Annotated in this window: 14 protein-coding genes; 10 read left to right on the top strand and 4 right to left on the bottom strand. The window is 58.3% G+C overall.

What is annotated here, in order from left to right; genetic code table 11:
• The first annotated feature begins 3 nt into the window (after positions 1 to 3).
• From AF70_RS02970 to AF70_RS02950, 5 genes are all read left to right on the top strand, one after another.
• The gene (locus tag AF70_RS02970; RefSeq protein ID WP_081791091.1) at positions 4 to 732 is read left to right on the top strand and encodes a DUF4123 domain-containing protein; all 729 of its coding nucleotides are present in this window, start codon (positions 4 to 6) and stop codon (positions 730 to 732) included.
• Positions 729 to 1,025 (top strand): hypothetical protein, encoded by a 297-nt coding sequence (locus tag AF70_RS02965; protein WP_231508986.1) that lies wholly within the window; start codon positions 729 to 731, stop codon positions 1,023 to 1,025. Before AF70_RS02970 ends, AF70_RS02965 begins: the two co-directional genes overlap by 4 nt.
• A gap of 209 nt (positions 1,026 to 1,234) precedes the next feature.
• Positions 1,235 to 1,582, top strand: coding sequence for a DUF6124 family protein (locus AF70_RS02960; protein ID WP_028941314.1), 348 nt, complete (start codon positions 1,235 to 1,237; stop codon positions 1,580 to 1,582).
• Entirely contained in the window at positions 1,579 to 1,845 is a 267-nt protein-coding gene (locus AF70_RS02955; RefSeq protein WP_019580140.1) for a hypothetical protein, read from the top strand. Before AF70_RS02960 ends, AF70_RS02955 begins: the two co-directional genes overlap by 4 nt.
• Before the next feature lie 301 nt (positions 1,846 to 2,146).
• On the top strand, positions 2,147 to 4,015 hold the full coding sequence (locus tag AF70_RS02950; RefSeq protein WP_028941313.1) for an ATP-binding protein: 1,869 nt from the start codon (positions 2,147 to 2,149) through the stop codon (positions 4,013 to 4,015).
• 502 nt (positions 4,016 to 4,517) lie between these two features.
• On the opposite strand, the gene AF70_RS02945 is transcribed toward AF70_RS02950, so the two are convergent.
• The 4 genes from AF70_RS02945 to AF70_RS02930 all read right to left on the bottom strand — a co-directional run bounded on the left by AF70_RS02945 (position 4,518) and on the right by AF70_RS02930 (position 10,528).
• Positions 4,518 to 5,588 carry a lipocalin-like domain-containing protein gene (locus tag AF70_RS02945; protein WP_028941312.1) on the bottom strand — a complete coding sequence of 357 codons (1,071 nt, stop codon included), beginning with the start codon at positions 5,586 to 5,588 and terminating at the stop codon, positions 4,518 to 4,520.
• Positions 5,578 to 8,049: an FtsX-like permease family protein gene (locus tag AF70_RS02940; protein WP_028941311.1), complete on the bottom strand. Its 2,472-nt coding sequence runs from the start codon at positions 8,047 to 8,049 to the stop codon at positions 5,578 to 5,580. Before AF70_RS02940 ends, AF70_RS02945 begins: the two co-directional genes overlap by 11 nt.
• A gap of 1 nt (position 8,050) precedes the next feature.
• Complete coding sequence (locus AF70_RS02935; protein WP_028941310.1) at positions 8,051 to 8,719, bottom strand: ABC transporter ATP-binding protein; 669 nt, start codon at positions 8,717 to 8,719, stop codon at positions 8,051 to 8,053.
• A gap of 111 nt (positions 8,720 to 8,830) precedes the next feature.
• Positions 8,831 to 10,528: a sulfatase-like hydrolase/transferase gene (locus AF70_RS02930; RefSeq protein ID WP_028941309.1), complete on the bottom strand. Its 1,698-nt coding sequence runs from the start codon at positions 10,526 to 10,528 to the stop codon at positions 8,831 to 8,833.
• Between the two features lie 468 nt (positions 10,529 to 10,996).
• Between AF70_RS02930 and AF70_RS02925 the strand changes: the two genes are divergently transcribed.
• Genes AF70_RS02925 through AF70_RS02905 form a run of 5 tightly spaced genes read left to right on the top strand, consistent with a single transcriptional unit; the run spans position 10,997 to position 16,102 of the window.
• A complete protein-coding gene (locus tag AF70_RS02925) occupies positions 10,997 to 12,040 on the top strand; it encodes an NAD-dependent epimerase (protein ID WP_028941308.1) in 1,044 nt (347 codons plus the stop codon).
• 11 nt (positions 12,041 to 12,051) lie between these two features.
• Positions 12,052 to 12,798: a sugar transferase gene (locus tag AF70_RS02920; protein ID WP_028941307.1), complete on the top strand. Its 747-nt coding sequence runs from the start codon at positions 12,052 to 12,054 to the stop codon at positions 12,796 to 12,798.
• A complete protein-coding gene (locus tag AF70_RS02915; protein WP_019580133.1) occupies positions 12,799 to 13,443 on the top strand; it encodes a CpsD/CapB family tyrosine-protein kinase in 645 nt (214 codons plus the stop codon).
• A 23-nt stretch (positions 13,444 to 13,466) separates the two neighbouring features.
• Positions 13,467 to 14,489 carry a polysaccharide biosynthesis/export family protein gene (locus tag AF70_RS02910; protein ID WP_019580132.1) on the top strand — a complete coding sequence of 341 codons (1,023 nt, stop codon included), beginning with the start codon at positions 13,467 to 13,469 and terminating at the stop codon, positions 14,487 to 14,489.
• A 17-nt stretch (positions 14,490 to 14,506) separates the two neighbouring features.
• On the top strand, positions 14,507 to 16,102 hold the full coding sequence (locus AF70_RS02905) for a Wzz/FepE/Etk N-terminal domain-containing protein (RefSeq protein WP_028941306.1): 1,596 nt from the start codon (positions 14,507 to 14,509) through the stop codon (positions 16,100 to 16,102).
• Positions 16,103 to 16,124 lie beyond the last annotated feature (22 nt).

Below are 16,124 nucleotides of genomic sequence, written 5' to 3'. Positions count from 1 at the left end.
CCGATGACTCCACAAGCGTGGCTGGCTGAACGGCCGTTGCGGACGGGTGAGCGGTTGTACTTGATTGTTAGTGCGGCCAGTGATGCCGAAGCGCTCAAGTCGCTTTACCAAAACGAACCCACAACCCAGGCGACCCCGATTTGGGGCGGTACACCTTACGCGGGCTGGCAGCCGGTGATGCCCTACCTCATTGAGTTGAAACCCAACTCAAGTTTTCTACCGTGGATTGCCGAAACCGACGCCCTCGATTGGGGGTGGCTGGCCGTTTCCAGCAGCGAACCGAACGTGGTGTTCGAACACCTGCGTAGCCTCACTCTGGTTCGGATGCCGGATGGGACTGAAGTGTTTTTCCGGTTCTGGGACGGGCGGCATATCTACCCGATTCTGGCAGGACTCGGCGACGCCGCCGGTGAAGTGCTGCCGGTGTTTGATCGGTACCTGATCAATGGAAAGAGCCTGGAGGTGGGGCCGCGCGCGGTGCCGCCGGCAAAAGACTGGCCGTGGTGGGAAGTGCCGCAGAAGCTGCTGGATGGTTTGACCAAGCAAAATCCGTCGACCGTCATCGGCAACATGATGCAGTGGTTGAAGGAGGATCACGCCGATCTGTACTTCTCGTTCCCTGAATCCAACCTTCGAGAAAAAGTGGCGCGCTTCGTAAAGCGCACCCCTCTCACGGAAGAGAACTACACAGGGCTGCTGAAAGCCCACTTGGAAAATGAGGTGGCCGTATGAGCATTTTGATGGGTTCGATCGTTGGGAACCTGACAGCGAAACAACCAGATGCTCAGGCCATCGTCAGTGATTTCAAGACATGCCGCATCGGTTTAAACTGCAGCGAAATCAGCAACCTGACGATCAAAAACATACCTACAAAAGAAAAACCCAATATAACAATCACTCAGAGCGAAAACATTTTCACGCTCCATGCTTCGAACAGCAGCTCGATAATTGAATTCACAACGAAATCCCCGCTACTTTGTGGCCCCTCAGTTTATATGAACGACAAAAAGCCCGTACTCACTTAAAAAATCTAACTCATTTTTCTGCCCTTTGAGTCGTCTGACAAAAGCATCGGACATTTCCCGCCCCCCCCATCGCCATCCATGAACTTGTAAACCCCCTCCTCCCCAGATAACCTCCCTCAGTCACTGCAACCTCAGCGACCGGTTTTGACAGACCGAACACAAGGCATGCAAATGCCGCTTTGCGGCTCCTTTGATTCAGGAGCTTCACGGTGAAAAAGTTTCCACCCGATTCCCTCGATCCCATTCAACTCAGCCAAGCAACCCAACGCGCCGTCAGCGCCCGCCTCCGCAACCCCAAAAACCCCGACCCCATCAGCCACGTCTTCACCCTTCTCCCCAACATCCGCACCGAAACCCTGCTAAGCCACGCCTGCGAAACCCTCGCCTCGCTCAACGTACTGACCACCGACCTTGCCCGTGAACTCGAAGGCTCGCACCGCAGCCTGGCGCTATCGATTCAGCAATTGGCTGTACTGGGTGAGTTGTTGGTAAACCGGGCGCTGGACAACCTCGACCCGACCGGTGGGACGTCCGACGCTCAGGAGGTTCAACCATGACTCGATACATGCCGATTACCGGCATCGACTGCACGATCCCTTCCCTGCTAATCGACACCGCAGCGCCTGTCGACGTGTTGCACGACACGGCGGCGCATCGCATTCGTTGCGTCACTCAACTGTTGGAAACGCTGTCTATGGGCGAAGCGCCTGGGGGTGACGCTGCACTGTTGCAAGAGTTTGCGCGGGTGTTGGCAATCCCATTGCGGGACGGCTGCGATTTGCTGGATGTGGTCGGCCGACGGTTACGGGCGCAGCTTTAATTCAGCCAATAAAAATGGGCGACGCCAGGGTCGCCCATTTTTATATCCGACGTTTAATATCATTCCTCAAATTGATCCACACAGCATTTCGCAAGAGGTTGCTAAAACATCGTCTGCAAATTTATTGATACAGGAGCAAAAGCCTTCAAACGTCCACTATATTGGACTCTACCGCAAAATCGTGACCACCAGGAAACCCAAAAAGCTGGCGCTTCGGTCAAGTAATTTCCACACTGAGAAATATTGGTTTTCAGCCGGTCTTCAATTTATGCTTGAGCTCACAGTATGGAGGCTGTGATGAATGTTCAAACTCAGACGGAAAACATGGGCGTTACTTTTGGTCTACATCGTAGGTGTCAGTGGTTATATCTACTACCTTTACGTCGAGACCCAAGGCATCCTCACTGACAACATTAATAACAAGCTGCTGCATGCCGCGTTGGGCGCTTCGGCCATCCTCGGCGACCGCTACCATGACAATCTGATCGACAAACAGTCGAAAACGGAAGCGCAAGACTGGGATGCCATTCAGCGGCTCTCCCGGTTTAACGAGTCCATGGGCACCGCGTTTGTCTACAGCGTGGTCAAACGCGCTGGGGAAGCCTATCTAGTCAGTTCCAGCGCATCGAAAAAAGAAATTCAAGAGCAGAATTTCGTACGTTTTTTCGATCCTTATCCCGATGCCAGTCAGGCTTTGCTCGACAGTTTTGAGCGCACCGAGCCCACCTGGATCGATTACTCGGATCACTGGGGAGACTTTCGCGCTGTCTTCGTCCCGATGAAGTCCCAGGACGGAACAGTTTATGTGGTGGGGGCGGAGATGACGTTGGCGGATTACTACCACCAACTCAATCAGGACTCCCTGCACCATATCCTCCTTGCCATTCTGGTATTTCTCGCCTTCAGTCTTTTACGCATGCGCGCGCATCTTCAGCAATTGCAAATAAACGAACAGGTATTGAATCAGGCAAAAAATACCGCCGAGGACGCTGATCGTTCAAAAACCAGATTCTTGGCCACCATGAGTCATGAAATCCGCACCCCCATGTACGGGGTTATCGGCGCGACCGAGTTGTTGGCTGGGTCTGCCCTCACTCCCGAGCAAAACAATCTGGTCAAAACGATTCATACCAGTGGACGAACCCTGTTGTCTCTTATCGACAATATTCTTGACTTGGCAAAAATCGAAGCGGGCAAACTTGAATTGAAGCCTCGTGTATTCGACGTGAGAGTGCTGGTTTCATCCAGTATTGAAATGATCCGGCAAAACATTCAGGACAAACCAATAGTCCTTGAGGCCCAGGTCTCACCGGACGTACCGCCGTGGGTCAAAGCCGATAGTGATTGCCTTCGCCAGATATTGATCAACTTGTTGGGCAATGCGGTCAAATTTACCGAAGCCGGACAAGTATCACTCGTGGTCACGACTCGTGGTTACGGCCCTCGAGCGCGCCTCGACTTCTCCATACGCGATACCGGCATAGGTATCCCCTTGGCTCGGCAAAGCAGCCTGTTCAAGCCCTTTACCCAGTTTAAAGGGCCGACCAGTCAACGCTTTACCGGGAGCGGGCTCGGTCTTTCCATTTGCAAGAATCTGGTCGAGGCACAACAGGGGACGTTGTCCTTTACCAGTCAGCCTGGCGTTGGATCGACGTTCTTTTTCTCACTCCCCATGGAGCTTTTTTCAGTTTCGGAGATACCCATCGAGAGCAATCAGGCAGCGGTTGGTTTCGACGCTTCTTTTGCCCAGGATTATCCACTGGATATCCTGCTGGTGGAGAATCATCCAATTAACCAGAAAGTTGCTCTGGCGATGTTACAGGCATTGGGTTATACGCCTGACCTCGCGTCAAATGGCCTGGAGGCGGTCAATCAGTGTATGACATCGACTCCGGATATCATTTTCATGGATATCAATATGCCTGTTATGGATGGATTAGCGGCCATGCGTAAAATCCGCCAACGACCGCAGGGCGATACTTGCTATATCGTTGCTTTCACCGCAAACGCTTTTTCGAGCGAGATTGAACGTTTCAAGGCCGCCGGAGCCAATGATATTTTAACCAAACCGACAAACTTTCAGTCCTTGACCCGAGTGCTTCAACGAGCAGCCAATTACCGACAGCAGCTCCAGGCCAGCACGCGGGGAGTGAATACCATTTCAAGTTGACGCCAGAATCTGGCTGTTGACGGCGTACACCGTGCGCCTGACCCGGATTGGCTCCATCAGCCAATAAAAATGGGCGACCCCAAGGTCGCCCATTTTTATATCCGAAACTTTTAAACAGCACCTCCCAAAGAAGGTGTTCGCCCAGTGTAATGGCCTGGCAATCCATGCACCGGTAAAGAGCCCTGACACCGGGCGAACGGGAAGGATTTTAATAGAATTTGGCAGATATGTCCTCGTGTACAAACATGAAATTTATGCACGTAATATTTCGTAAGGCCCCGCTTACACAACGTCTACAAACTTCCTAAACGCACCGGTTCGACCATTAAAATTGATTGTTCTTATACAGCTATCCGCACAAGAACAATCAATACGTACAAGTAATGATCAGCTTGGGTGCTGGCAGGCCACTTTCAGCACATCGCTACAGGTCAGCACAACGCTCTACCCTACGTTCAGATCTTTCAATTTCACCGAATAACGTGGCGTCGAGAGCTCCAACTCAATACCCGGTCATCTCCAGATACCCCTGCCCCCCATGACTGCCGCTCAGCCGCACCGGCCCTTCCCAGTAAGGAATGCGCAAGTCCATCCAGGCCTTGGGGTTGAGGGCGTCGATAGTAATTTCGAGGTGCTTGCCCGGGATGTTGATCGACCAGCGCACAGGCATCGAACGCCCGGCGACCTTGGCGGTATCTTGCGGTGTGAGGCGAATGTCGTCGGCGTGCAGCAACTGCGTCTGCCCCTGAGCGTCGATCCAGGTGCCGGTGAGGTATGGCGCGCCGTCCTTTTGCCGCATGCGGTAGAGCATCACTTGCTCACCGCTGTCCAGGTGCAGGGAGAACCAGTCCCAACCGGTCTGGTTGGCGGTCAGCGGTTGGCTGCTCCACTCTCGGTCGAGCCAGGCCGGGCCGTTGACCGTGTAGGTTTTGCCGTCGATTTCGAGGGTGCCGCTGGCCTGGAAAAAAGGCTGGCTGTAGTAGTACGAAGCCTGGCCTTGTTCGGATTTCTGGCTGAAGCCTTTGTCTCCTTGAAGCACCAGTGGCCGGGTTGAGGTCAGTCGCAGCTGGTAGCTGAACGTTTTGTCGCGGGCGCTGAGTTGCAGGTCTGCCAGCGGGTTTTCGTCGGTGGCCTGACTGCTGAAACGCCAGTCATCGATCCATGCATTGAACGGCTTAAGGATCACTCCGGCCTGGCCGACACCGCCTCGGGCATAGCGTTCGGCGGCATGGTGTGCGGTGGCGGATGTCACGGCCGCGTGGCCCAGCCAGATAGTCTGATTGGCCCAGCCAAGTTGCTCGGGCGTCGCTTTCAAGGCGCTGCGAAACAGCGTCCATTGCGCGCCGAACTCGCGCCCCTGATCGTCCTTGAGGTTGGCGGTGACGTACCACCATTCAATGCGAAAGCCATCGTGGGCGCCGTGGTCCGCCGGGAAACTGAATTCTCGCCCGGGCACCACCGGGGTAAATGCGGTGGCCTGATGGCCGAGGCCGGCGAAGCCTTTTTCCGGCGCAGGCGTGTTGTCGCAGCCGCTCAGCAACGCCAGCAGCAACACGCCGACTTTAATCTTCATGAGCAAACGTCCTCAGCAGATCCGCCGGTTGCGTGCGATATAGCGAATACAACGGCCACGCCGACGCAAGCAACGTGGCGAGCAAGGCCAGGCCCATCAACTGCAACAGTTGCAGCGGAAACACCCGTAGCGGCAAGCGCCAGCCGAAGGCCTGCACGTTGATCACCGTGTCCAGACACCACGCCAATGCGATGCCCAACGGCAATGCCAGCACCAATGTCAGCACCGCGAGCAACCAGGTCTGCCCGAGGTTGAGCAGCATCAACTGTCGCCGCGTCACGCCCAGCGCCCACAAGGGCGCGAGTTGTCCGAGGCGACTCTGGCTCTGGGTCAGCAGGCTGATGAACAGCGCCACGCCCGCGACGCAAAGCGTCAGGCTGTTGAGTGCGGCGGTGGCGGCGAAGGTGCGCTCGAACACTTGCGTGGACCAGCCCTTGAGCCGGGCCTGGTCGACGATGCGGCTGTCGTCCAGGGCGAAGCGCGCTTGCAGCGCGGCCAGGAACGCGGGAATCGACGCGGGCTCGATGCGCAGGTTGAAACGGCTGGGTGTCAGCTGCGGCCAGCCGCGCAGCAGGTGATTGATGTTGACCAGCAGATGGCCCTTGGGATTGCCGTAGTCGGCGTAGATCCCAACGATCCGTGGCGACCATGGACCGTTGGGCGTGGCAATGGTCAAGTGATCACCCAGGCGTACCTTCAACCGCCGGGCCAGTTGTTCGCTGAGCATCAGTGCGTCATCCTTGGCCAGTCGTTCCCAAGGGTCGTCGCCCAAGGCTTCCAGCAACGGCCAGTGCTGGCGATAGGTCGGGTGATCGATCACGCCGAAGACTTCCGCCGGCCAGCCCTGTAACTGAATCGACACTTGCCAGTTGGGTAGCACCGCGCTGACTTGGGGTTGTTGTTTGAGCCATGTGTAAAGCTCTCGGGCCTGGGCCGGATTTTGCGGATTGACATACAACTCGGCGGTCAGGCGTTGTTCGAGCCAGTTGTTGAAGGTCTGGCGGAAACCGGCGGTCATGCTGCCGGCGCCGATGTTCGCCGCCAGCGCCAATAACAGCGCCATCAAGGCCAGGCTCAGGGCCGGCAACTGCTGACGGCAGTCGGCGACGAACCATTGGCCGAGCACCGAGCGACTGCGCCGCAGCACCCGGTTGAGCACGCTGTTCAACACCACCGGCAAGGCCAGTGCGGCGCCGATCAACAACGCGGCCATCAGCACGAAACCACTGCTCAGGCTGTCGCCGAACATCAACGCCAACACCGCGATCAACGCAGCCATCGCCGCGACCCAGCCCTGGCGCCGCAACCAGCGCGCGTGGGCCTGATGCCAGGCTTGCGGATCGGCCAGCGCCAGCAGCGGCAAACGCGCTGCGCGCAGCAAACTGTTGGCGCCTGCCAGCAACGCGCCGAGCAAGCTCAGACCGATGCCGCTGAACCACCACAGCGGGCTGAGGCTCAACTGTCCCGGCACCTCGGCGCCGTACAAGCCGCGCAAACTGGCGGCGACGTCCGGCAACAGCACGCCAGCCAGCAGGTAGCCGCTGAGCACACCGGCGACACCACCGATCAACGCCAGACCACCCAGCTCGACGGCGAGGCCGGCAATCAACATTCGCGCACTGACGCCACAGGCGCGCAGGGTTCTGAGCAAACCTCGACGTTGCTCCAGCGCCAGGCCGATTGCCGCGTGCACGATGAACAGGCCAACCACGAACGACAGAAAGCCCAAGGCATCGAGGTTCAGATGGAAGCTCTCGGTCAGGCGCGCAAGATTGTTTTCTTCACCGCTGCTGATGAGCTGGAGTTGGCCCTTGAACTGATCAGGCAGGGTCTCGGTGAAATCCTTGGGCAGCAACAGACGTGACAGTTGATCGGGCAATTGCAGAATCTGCTGGGCGAAACCGATGTCCACCAGCAACACACCGGGGGCCATGTCGGGTTGGGCACGCAGTGGCGGCAAGGCGATGCCGCTCTCGGCCGTCGGTGTTTCACCTTCGTGCAAGCCCAACGCCTGCAAGGTCTGCGGCGAGATCCAGGTGCTGCCCGGCGCCGTAAAGAACTCGACGACCTGCTCGATCGGCAACGCCTGCCCGGCCACTGCGGAACCGGCCGGCAACGACACCGGTTCGATACCCATCAGCTGCAAGCGCTGGTCTTCATGGCCCTTGAGCGTCACCCGGCCTCGCAACACGGGCGATACCGGCCAACCCGCGCGACGCAGGTCGATAAACAATTGCTGAGGGAACACCCCACCGCCGGGCGCACTGAGGCTGGCTTGAGGTTCGCCACCGATCAACTGACTGGCCCGCGCGTAGCTTTCCCGTGCCTGACTGTTCAGCGCTTGCACGCCGGTCAGCAGGCTGGTGGCGAGCCAGAGCCCGGTCAGCACACTGAAAAATTGCACCGGATGTTGCCGCCAATGGCTGAGCAGCGCCCGCAATGTCTCGCGAAAAACCCGCACTTCAGCGCTCGTCCGCGCCAGCCAGACGGCCATTATGCAGCACCACTTTTTCCGCCAGCCGCGCGGCGACTCTGGGGCTGTGGGTGACCATCAACAACGTCGTCGGGCTGTCGTCGAGCAACTCCAGCAGCAACTTCAACACCTCATCGCTGGTGGCTTCATCGAGGCTGCCGGTGGGTTCGTCGGCCAGCAGCAGTTTCGGTTGCGAGGCCAACGCCCTGCCAAGCGCAACTCGTTGCTGTTGCCCGCCAGACAATTGTTCCGGATAGCGCTGCAACAGATCCACCAACCCAAGACGCTGCACCAGATGCGCTTGCCAGCGCGAATCGTGGCGTCCGGCCAGACGCGCCTGAAACGCCAGATTGTCCTCGACCCGCAAACTGCCGATCAGGTTGAACTGCTGAAACACCAGGCCGATTTCGGTGCGCCGCCAGTGGGCCAATTGGCCTTCGTTCATCTGTTCCAGCCGATGCTCGCCGCTACGAATGCTGCCGCGATCGACCTTGTCCAGGCCGGCGATCAGGTGCAGCAAGGTGCTTTTGCCACTGCCCGACTCGCCCATCAACGCCAGGCTGCTGCCGGGTTTCAACGTGAGGTCGACGCCTTGTAATACCAGCAAAGGGCCTTGGGGGGTGGCGTAGCTTTTGAAGACGCCCTGGACCGAAAGCATGAGAGGAGGCTCGTTGAAGGCAGTGGGCCTAGGATAGCGGACGGCAGCAGGACCGCGTTATCGTTTATCGCGAGCCTGCTCGCGATAAGGCCAGGTCATCTCATCAAAATCTCACTCCCCCACCGCCACACTCGGCACCACTGGCCCCGGCGTCACAATGCTCTTCAGATCGATGTACTTCCACGCAGGCACAGCGCCGAGCCGCGCATTGAAGCGATAGTTGAAAGTAAAGTCATCCGCCGTCGACACGCTCAACGGTTTGCCATACACCGCCTCGATCCCCGCCAGGTCATAGCCCATCAACTGCAACAACGTCGGGAAGATGTTGTAGTGACTGGAGCGGTCCTTGTTGGCCGGCAACTGCGCCTGCCAGTCCATCGTCTTCAAATCGCTGCCCGAGATCACCACCAACGGCACCAACCCTTCTTCCTCCACCGGGTCACTGCCACAGTGAGTGTTGAGCCCCGGGTTACCGCGTTCATGCAGATCCTGCCCATGGTCCGAGGTGTAGATCAGCAACGCATTGCGTAAATCCGCCTGGGTGAAAACCCGTGAGAAGAACTCGCCGACATTCCACAGCACCGTGTTTTTGTAGGCATTGCGGTACAACACCCAATCATCCGGCTGACCGTTGAAGCCATCGCGTTTACCGGAGTCCGCCACCTCGACAAACTGCCCCCGAGGCAAGGTCGGGCGGTAGGCCATAAACGCGTCTGGGTATTTGTCGTGCACGGGAAAATGCGCGCCGACCTTGTTGATCACCACCAGCTCCGGTATGCCGTCGTTGAGCAGATCGATCAGCTTGGCCGCCGCAGCCATGTCGCGCTCACGCACGCTGGTCTGGTCGAATTGCACGAACTCGTCGATGTCCTGCTTCTCGGCATTGCTCATCAGGTTCTGCAAGTTGCCGCCCGTGCGCTGGGCATCGATGTAAACCGTGCGCAGCCCGGCCTTTTTCGCGTACTGCCAGATCGACGGCAGTGTGGTGTTGATCCGCATGTAATCGCCACGGGTGCCGCCATAGCGCAACGTGACGTTGGTGTCGGCGCTGCAATTGGCGATGGACGCGGCGTAGCCGTAATTGAAGATGTCCACGCCCGGGTGCGCTTCCTTGAGGTTGCTGTGCACACCGAATGGCGTGTTGATGTCCAGGTAATTACCGGAAATGCTCTCGTCGATGATCAGTACGATGTCGTAACCCACCGGCCGATCGATGCGCGCCAGGCTCACCGGCTCGCGCGGGCCGACAGTGTTGTGCAGCGCTTCATAGGTAAACAGATTCAGATAGGCCAACGGCGTGTACATGATCGGCAAGCCACGGGCGCCCTCGCCGGCCCGCACGAACAACACGACACTGAGCAGCAGCACGCCGAGCACCGGTGCCGCCACCAACAGCGGTCCCGGCAATGGTAGCCGTCGACGCGGCTTGAGCCCGATACCCAACAGCAGCAACAAGCCACTGACCATCGCGCCGATGATCGCATCGCGGTACTGGTAAGCCGCTTCCTGAATGAACCCACCGGAATACACCAGCGACACAAAACTGCTGTAGGTCAGGTAACTGGCGGTCACGTGCGTATACACGTCAAAGAAAATCGCCGAGCCAAACAGCGCCAACGCAAACAAATGACGGACCAGTGTCTGACGAATATAGGCGGTCATGAACAGCGCGATCGTCAGCACCACGAACATCCCGCCATACAGCAACATCGGCAAACCGATGCCCAATGCCTCGAGACGATCGAGGTAATAGTCGTAGCTTTTGAGTAAATACAGAACCAGCAACAGTTCCTTGAAGTATCGGATCATGGTGGATGCAGTACCTCCATGGCTGCCATTGGCAAATGGAAACCAATGATTATCAGCCATTTTCTGACACTAGCACCGAGCCATGAAAGCGCAAGAAATGCCGGTTTTTTGCCAAAAGCGTCAAAAAAACATTAACTCAAATCTGACGCTTCAAAACGCCTGTAACCCTTGTAATACAAGCCTTTCGACCGTTTATCGTTTTCTTGAAACCCCTCAAAACCACGACAAATCCAGCAACGGCAAGCACTTGATACCAAATAGCCCATGAAATCAGGGTTTCCAGCCCGCGCTACCCGTCATTTTGCTGACACGCTTTCCCAAGGCTGGGCTATACCCCTTTTGACAGTCTCATTTCAGTTACATCCACCGTCTTACGAGGCACGCCAATATGGACGTGAACGTATTGGGTACGTGTTGCGTCGGCCTCATCCAAGCTGCGGCATTGGCAGCTCCAGAGGCGCCACGATCATGAAGATACTCGTCACTGGAGCCGCCGGCTTCATTGGTGCCCATTGTGTGTTGCGGCTGTTGAGCGACGGGCATCAGGTGTGCGGGCTGGACAACTTCAATGACTACTACGACCCGCAACTCAAACATGACCGCGTGGATTGGGTACGCGAGCAGGTCGGCGATTTCCCCCTCGCGAAAGTCGACCTGGCCGATGCCGAGGCCCTCGACGCACTGTTTGAGTGTGAACAACCGCAAGTGGTGATTCACCTCGCGGCGCAGGCCGGGGTGCGTTACTCCCTGGAAAATCCTCGGGCCTACCTCGACAGCAATCTGAGCGGGTTCCTCAACATTCTCGAAAGCTGCCGTCACCACCCGGTCAGGCACTTGATCTATGCCTCGTCCAGTTCGGTGTACGGCGCCAACCAGCACACGCCTTATTCGGTCAAGGACAACGTCGACCATCCGTTGTCGCTGTACGCCGCGACCAAAAAAGCCAACGAGTCGATGGCCCACAGCTACAGCCATCTGTTCGGCATTCCCTGCACCGGTTTGCGTTTTTTCACTGTGTACGGGCCCTGGGGCCGGCCCGACATGTCGCCGATCCAGTTCGCCCGGGCGATTGCCGAAGGGCAGCCGCTGAAGCTGTTCAACTACGGCCAGCACCAGCGGGACTTCACCTACATCGACGACATCATCGAGAGCATCGCCCGCCTGGTCGAACGCGCGCCCCAGCCGGCACCGGACTGGAACCGCGAGCAACCGGACCCGGCCAGCAGCATGGCGCCATGGCGCATTTACAACATTGGCGGACAGCAGCCGGTAGCGCTCAAGGACTACCTGGCACTGCTGGAAAAGCACCTGGGGCAAAAGGCCCTCGTCGAGTTACTGCCCCTGCAACCGGGCGACGTGCTCAACACCTGCGCCGATACCAGCGATCTGGCACTGGCCACCGGTTTCCAGCCACGGATAGAGCTGGATGAAGGACTCGGACGATTCATCGCCTGGTTCCGTGACTACTACCCACTGCGTAGCGCCCACTCGCCATTCATGGCCGGGCTTTAGCGGAGGACTCTATGACTGGACATGAAAAAGGCATGTTGCTCGATCACATGCAGCGTGACAACCGCCTGGATCCCGAGCACCGGATGCGTCTCGACAAGGCGATCCACGTGCAGGGTCACGGCTGGGTGACCGGCCGCAACGGCGGTCGGCCCTGGACCCTGTCGCGCACCAATCGGGTGCTCGCCTGCCTCGGTGCACTGGTGATTTTGCTGTTGATTTCCCCGGTACTGCTGGGGCTGGCACTGGCGATCAAGTTCAGCAGCCCGGGGCCGGTGATGTTCGTGCAGAAGCGCACCGGTTATCGCGGCCGCATGTTCGGCATGTACAAGTTCCGCACCATGGTGGCCAACGCCGAGGAGCTCAAGGAGTCCCTGCGGCATCTGAACAAGCACGGCGCCGACGCCATCGACTTCAAGATCGACAACGACCCGCGGATTACCCCCATCGGCAGCTTCCTGCGGCGCAGCAGCCTCGATGAATTACCCAACCTGATCAATGTGGTGAGCGGCGACATGCGCCTGGTAGGTCCACGACCCACCTCGTTCAATGCCCGTCGTTACAAGGACAGCCACCTTGCACGCCTGAGCATCTACCCCGGCATGACCGGTCTGTGGCAGATCTCCGGGCGCAGCAATATCGACTTCGACCAGCGCGTTGAGTTGGACCTCACGTACATCGCCGAGCAGAGCCTGTTGCTTGATCTGAAGATTCTGTTGAAAACCCCCTTCATCGTGTTCAACGGCCACGGAGCGAGTTAAATGGACGGTTCATCGAATAACAGCCTGACCATCGCCAGCCCGAGCGAGTCCAACCTGACCTCGACCGTGCTCGACCTGGATCTGCGGATCCTTTTTCTGACCGCTGCCAACGCAGGCACGGGCACCACCACCAGCGCCCTGGCGCTGGCCAGCCAACTGGCGTCAATGAGCAACGGCCAAGTGCTGCTGGTGGACGCCAGTCAGTCGACGGGCAATCTCACGCAACAGCTGGGGCTGAGCAAAGAGCGCGGCTTTCGCGACCTGCTGTTCAACGATTCCCCGCCGCTGCTGCAGGACTGCCTGGTGACCGTCTCCAGCCTGCCCTTCCACATCCTGCCGAACGGGCGGCACATCCGCGGTACCGAGCACCTGACCAGCGAACAGCTGATCCCGTTGCTCGAACAGTTGGTCGATCGGTATCGCTTCGTGGTGATCGACGGCGATGCGGTGTATGAGGCCGTCGACACCCTGGTCATCAGCACTTTGGTGGACGGCGTGATCATGGTGGTGCGTGCGGAAGACACCCGCTGGGAAGTGGCCCAGGCCGCGGCCCAACGCCTGACCCAGGCCGGTGCGAAACTGGTGGGCAGCGTCTTCAACCGGCGCAAGTACTACATGCCCAAATGGCTCTACAAAAACCTGTAAGCACCCACCTGAAGGATGAAGTCATGAATGCCAAAGTGCTTGTCCTGCTGTTGCTACCGCTTGCAGGTTGCTCCAGCACCAGTGAAACCCAAAACATGCCGGTGCAGATCCTCACGGCCGAGCCGGCCAACGCCCAGGCCACCGATATGCCCAAGGTCGAACAGACCTTGCGGCCCAAGGACGTGCTGGACGTGATCTTCCACGTCAGCACCAGTGGCTCGGAGGCTTACCGCATTCAGCCCGGCGACCAGGTCGCGCTGAACTTCACTGCGGCCAGCCAGCTCAACGGCACGCAACTGGTGCTGCCCGATGGCACCATCGAACTGCCGGGGGCCAACACCTCGGTGAAAATCGGCGGGATGACCTCGGTCCAGGCCCGGGAGGAAATCCAGCGCGCCTATAACCGCAAAGCCCTGTTCCAGCCCAATCGCAACCAGTTGACCGTGCTGGTCACCAGCCCGCTGAGCAACGAGCAAAACCTCAAGAGCGCCCTGAACCACCCCGCTACCGGCATGAGCCGGGAGATCACCGTGGGCAACGACGGCTATGCAAGTTTTCCGGAAATCGGCTCCGTGCCGCTGCAAGGCATGACCGTGAACCAACTGGAAACGTTCCTCAATCAACGTTATGCGCAATTGCCGGGACGGATGACCGTCGACGTCATGCTCAAATCCACGTCGGGCAATGAAATCTATGTGCTGGGTGAAGTCGCGCAGCCGGGCTCCTATCCGATTCGCCGCCCGGTTTCAGTGCTCGAAGCGTTGACCCTGGCCCGTGGCACCAACGTCAAGGCGCGCCTCGATTCAGTGGTGATCATGCGCCGCAACGGCAACCAGGTGCAGGCTGTGCACTACGACGTGGAGAAAGCCTTGTCCGGTGACGCGTCGCAGATTGCTTACCTGCAACCGGACGACATGCTCTACGTGCCCAAGACCAAACTGGCCAGTGCCGGTGAGCTCGCGCGGCAACTGGCCGATGTGGTGTTGTTTCAGGGGGTGGGCTTCACCTTCGGCTACCGCGTCGACAACAAAGGCAGCAACAACTAACTCTCAGGTGACCGACTATGAACCCAAAGGAAAACTACCTGCATGAGTTCTTCAGGATCTTCTTCGCCAACAAGCGGCTGGTGAAGCGAATCTTCCTGATCTTTGCAGTGATCGCCCTGCTCCTGCCACTGGTGCTGAAACAGAGCTTCGATATCACCGCGCAGGTGCTCGTGCAGTCCAAAAAACTCTCTCAGGGAGACGCCACCACATCCCTGACCCAAGGCGACGCCTCTTTCATTCCGCCATCGCTGGCGGATATGGAAACCGAGAGCAATATCCTGCGCTCTCCGGCCCTGATCCGTCAGACCATCAGTGACCTGCAGGCCAAAGGCGAATACACGCCCAACCCCGGGGCCTTCAACAAATTGGTGACCGTACCGATCCAGCGTTTCGTGACCAACCCCTTGCGTGAATACGTGATCAACCCGGTGCGCGGCGCGCTCGGGCTTGCAATCGATCCGGTGCGGGACACCACCCTGGATACCTTCACCCAGGAGGCCATCGATAACCTGAAGATCGACACCCTGCCCGGCTCCAACGTGATCTCCATTATCTACAGCTCAAGCGATCCGGCCCAAGGCACCCGGTTTGTCGCAACGATGTTGCAAAACTACCTGGCCAGCCGTCAGGAACTGCAATCGATCGATCTGCCACAGAGCTTCTACGAAACCAAGAAGAAGCAGTATCAGGTGCGGCTCGATGGCCTGGAAGGTACTCGACTGGCGTTGCTCGAAAAGATCGGTGCGTCCGATCCGAAGGAAGAAATCACCTTCCGCCTCAACGCCATCAACACCGAGGAAGAGAACCTGAACCAGTATCAGGATCGCTTGCTGCAAAGCCAGCGCTGGCTCGACTACCTGAAAACCGCGCTGGCGGCGGCCAACAATACCTCTCGGCTCAACGACTACACCTTCCCCTTCACCTTCACCACCACGGTGGACAACATTGCCTTCGAAGACCGGGAGATCCGGCAGATCGGTGAGGCACTGACGACTCAGGTCAGTCGCTACATGAACGACCTCGCAGTGTTCCAGCCGGGCAGCGAACCGATGCTGCTGGCCCGCGAGCAAATTACCCGCACCCGCCAGCAGTTCCTGAAAATCGTCAGCAACCGGATTCAGGAGCGCACCAGCGACCTGGCCATTGTCACCTCGGTGATCAACCAGAAAACCGCGCGCATCGCCGAGTTCAAGAACCGCATCCACCAGTTGCAAGTGGCTCAGAGCAAGTTGCAGCAGATGGATACCGAGATCAATGCCTTGCACGCGGCGTTCTCCACCTATGCCCAGCGCTTTGCCGAAAGCAGCACCGCCCGCGCGCTGGACAGCGATTTGTCCAACGCCCGGGTGCTCAGCCCGCCGTTCGAACCGACCGAGGTGGCGTTTCCCAAACCGCTGCTGATCATTCCATTCGGGATGCTGACCGGACTGCTGCTGGCGATTGCCTTCGTCTACGTGCGTGAGTTCTTCGATCACAGCTTCAAACATCCAGCGCAAATCACCCATGAACTGGGCTTGCCGGTGCTGTTGGTGATCAACGATCAGGACGTCCTGCCGAACAACCCGCACAAGAACTGGACCGTGCCTAGCTTCATGTATTGGGTGCGCCATTGAACGGGCCGCTCAACGCCAGCGC

Origin of the sequence: Pseudomonas sp. KD5 (assembly GCF_012932895.1) — a bacterium.
GTDB lineage: Bacteria > Pseudomonadota > Gammaproteobacteria > Pseudomonadales > Pseudomonadaceae > Aquipseudomonas.
Note: the sequence above shows the minus strand (reverse complement) of the source record. Positions and strands in the feature narration are given on the sequence as shown.

Bases quoted from the DNA above. Each gene is read 5' to 3' on its own strand.
- AF70_RS02920 (WP_028941307.1), top strand. From the start codon at position 12,052: ATGACTGGACATGAAAAAGGCATGTTGCTCGATCACATGCAGCGTGAC.
- AF70_RS02915 (WP_019580133.1), top strand. From the start codon at position 12,799: ATGGACGGTTCATCGAATAACAGCCTGACCATCGCCAGCCCGAGCGAG.
- AF70_RS02970 (WP_081791091.1), top strand. From the start codon at position 4: ATGACTCCACAAGCGTGGCTGGCTGAACGGCCGTTGCGGACGGGTGAG.
- AF70_RS02930 (WP_028941309.1), bottom strand. From the start codon at position 10,528: ATGATCCGATACTTCAAGGAACTGTTGCTGGTTCTGTATTTACTCAAA.
- AF70_RS02950 (WP_028941313.1), top strand. From the start codon at position 2,147: ATGTTCAAACTCAGACGGAAAACATGGGCGTTACTTTTGGTCTACATC.
- AF70_RS02925 (WP_028941308.1), top strand. From the start codon at position 10,997: ATGAAGATACTCGTCACTGGAGCCGCCGGCTTCATTGGTGCCCATTGT.
- AF70_RS02935 (WP_028941310.1), bottom strand. From the start codon at position 8,719: ATGCTTTCGGTCCAGGGCGTCTTCAAAAGCTACGCCACCCCCCAAGGC.
- AF70_RS02955 (WP_019580140.1), top strand. From the start codon at position 1,579: ATGACTCGATACATGCCGATTACCGGCATCGACTGCACGATCCCTTCC.
- AF70_RS02945 (WP_028941312.1), bottom strand. From the start codon at position 5,588: ATGAAGATTAAAGTCGGCGTGTTGCTGCTGGCGTTGCTGAGCGGCTGC.
- AF70_RS02905 (WP_028941306.1), top strand. From the start codon at position 14,507: ATGAACCCAAAGGAAAACTACCTGCATGAGTTCTTCAGGATCTTCTTC.
- AF70_RS02910 (WP_019580132.1), top strand. From the start codon at position 13,467: ATGAATGCCAAAGTGCTTGTCCTGCTGTTGCTACCGCTTGCAGGTTGC.
- AF70_RS02965 (WP_231508986.1), top strand. From the start codon at position 729: ATGAGCATTTTGATGGGTTCGATCGTTGGGAACCTGACAGCGAAACAA.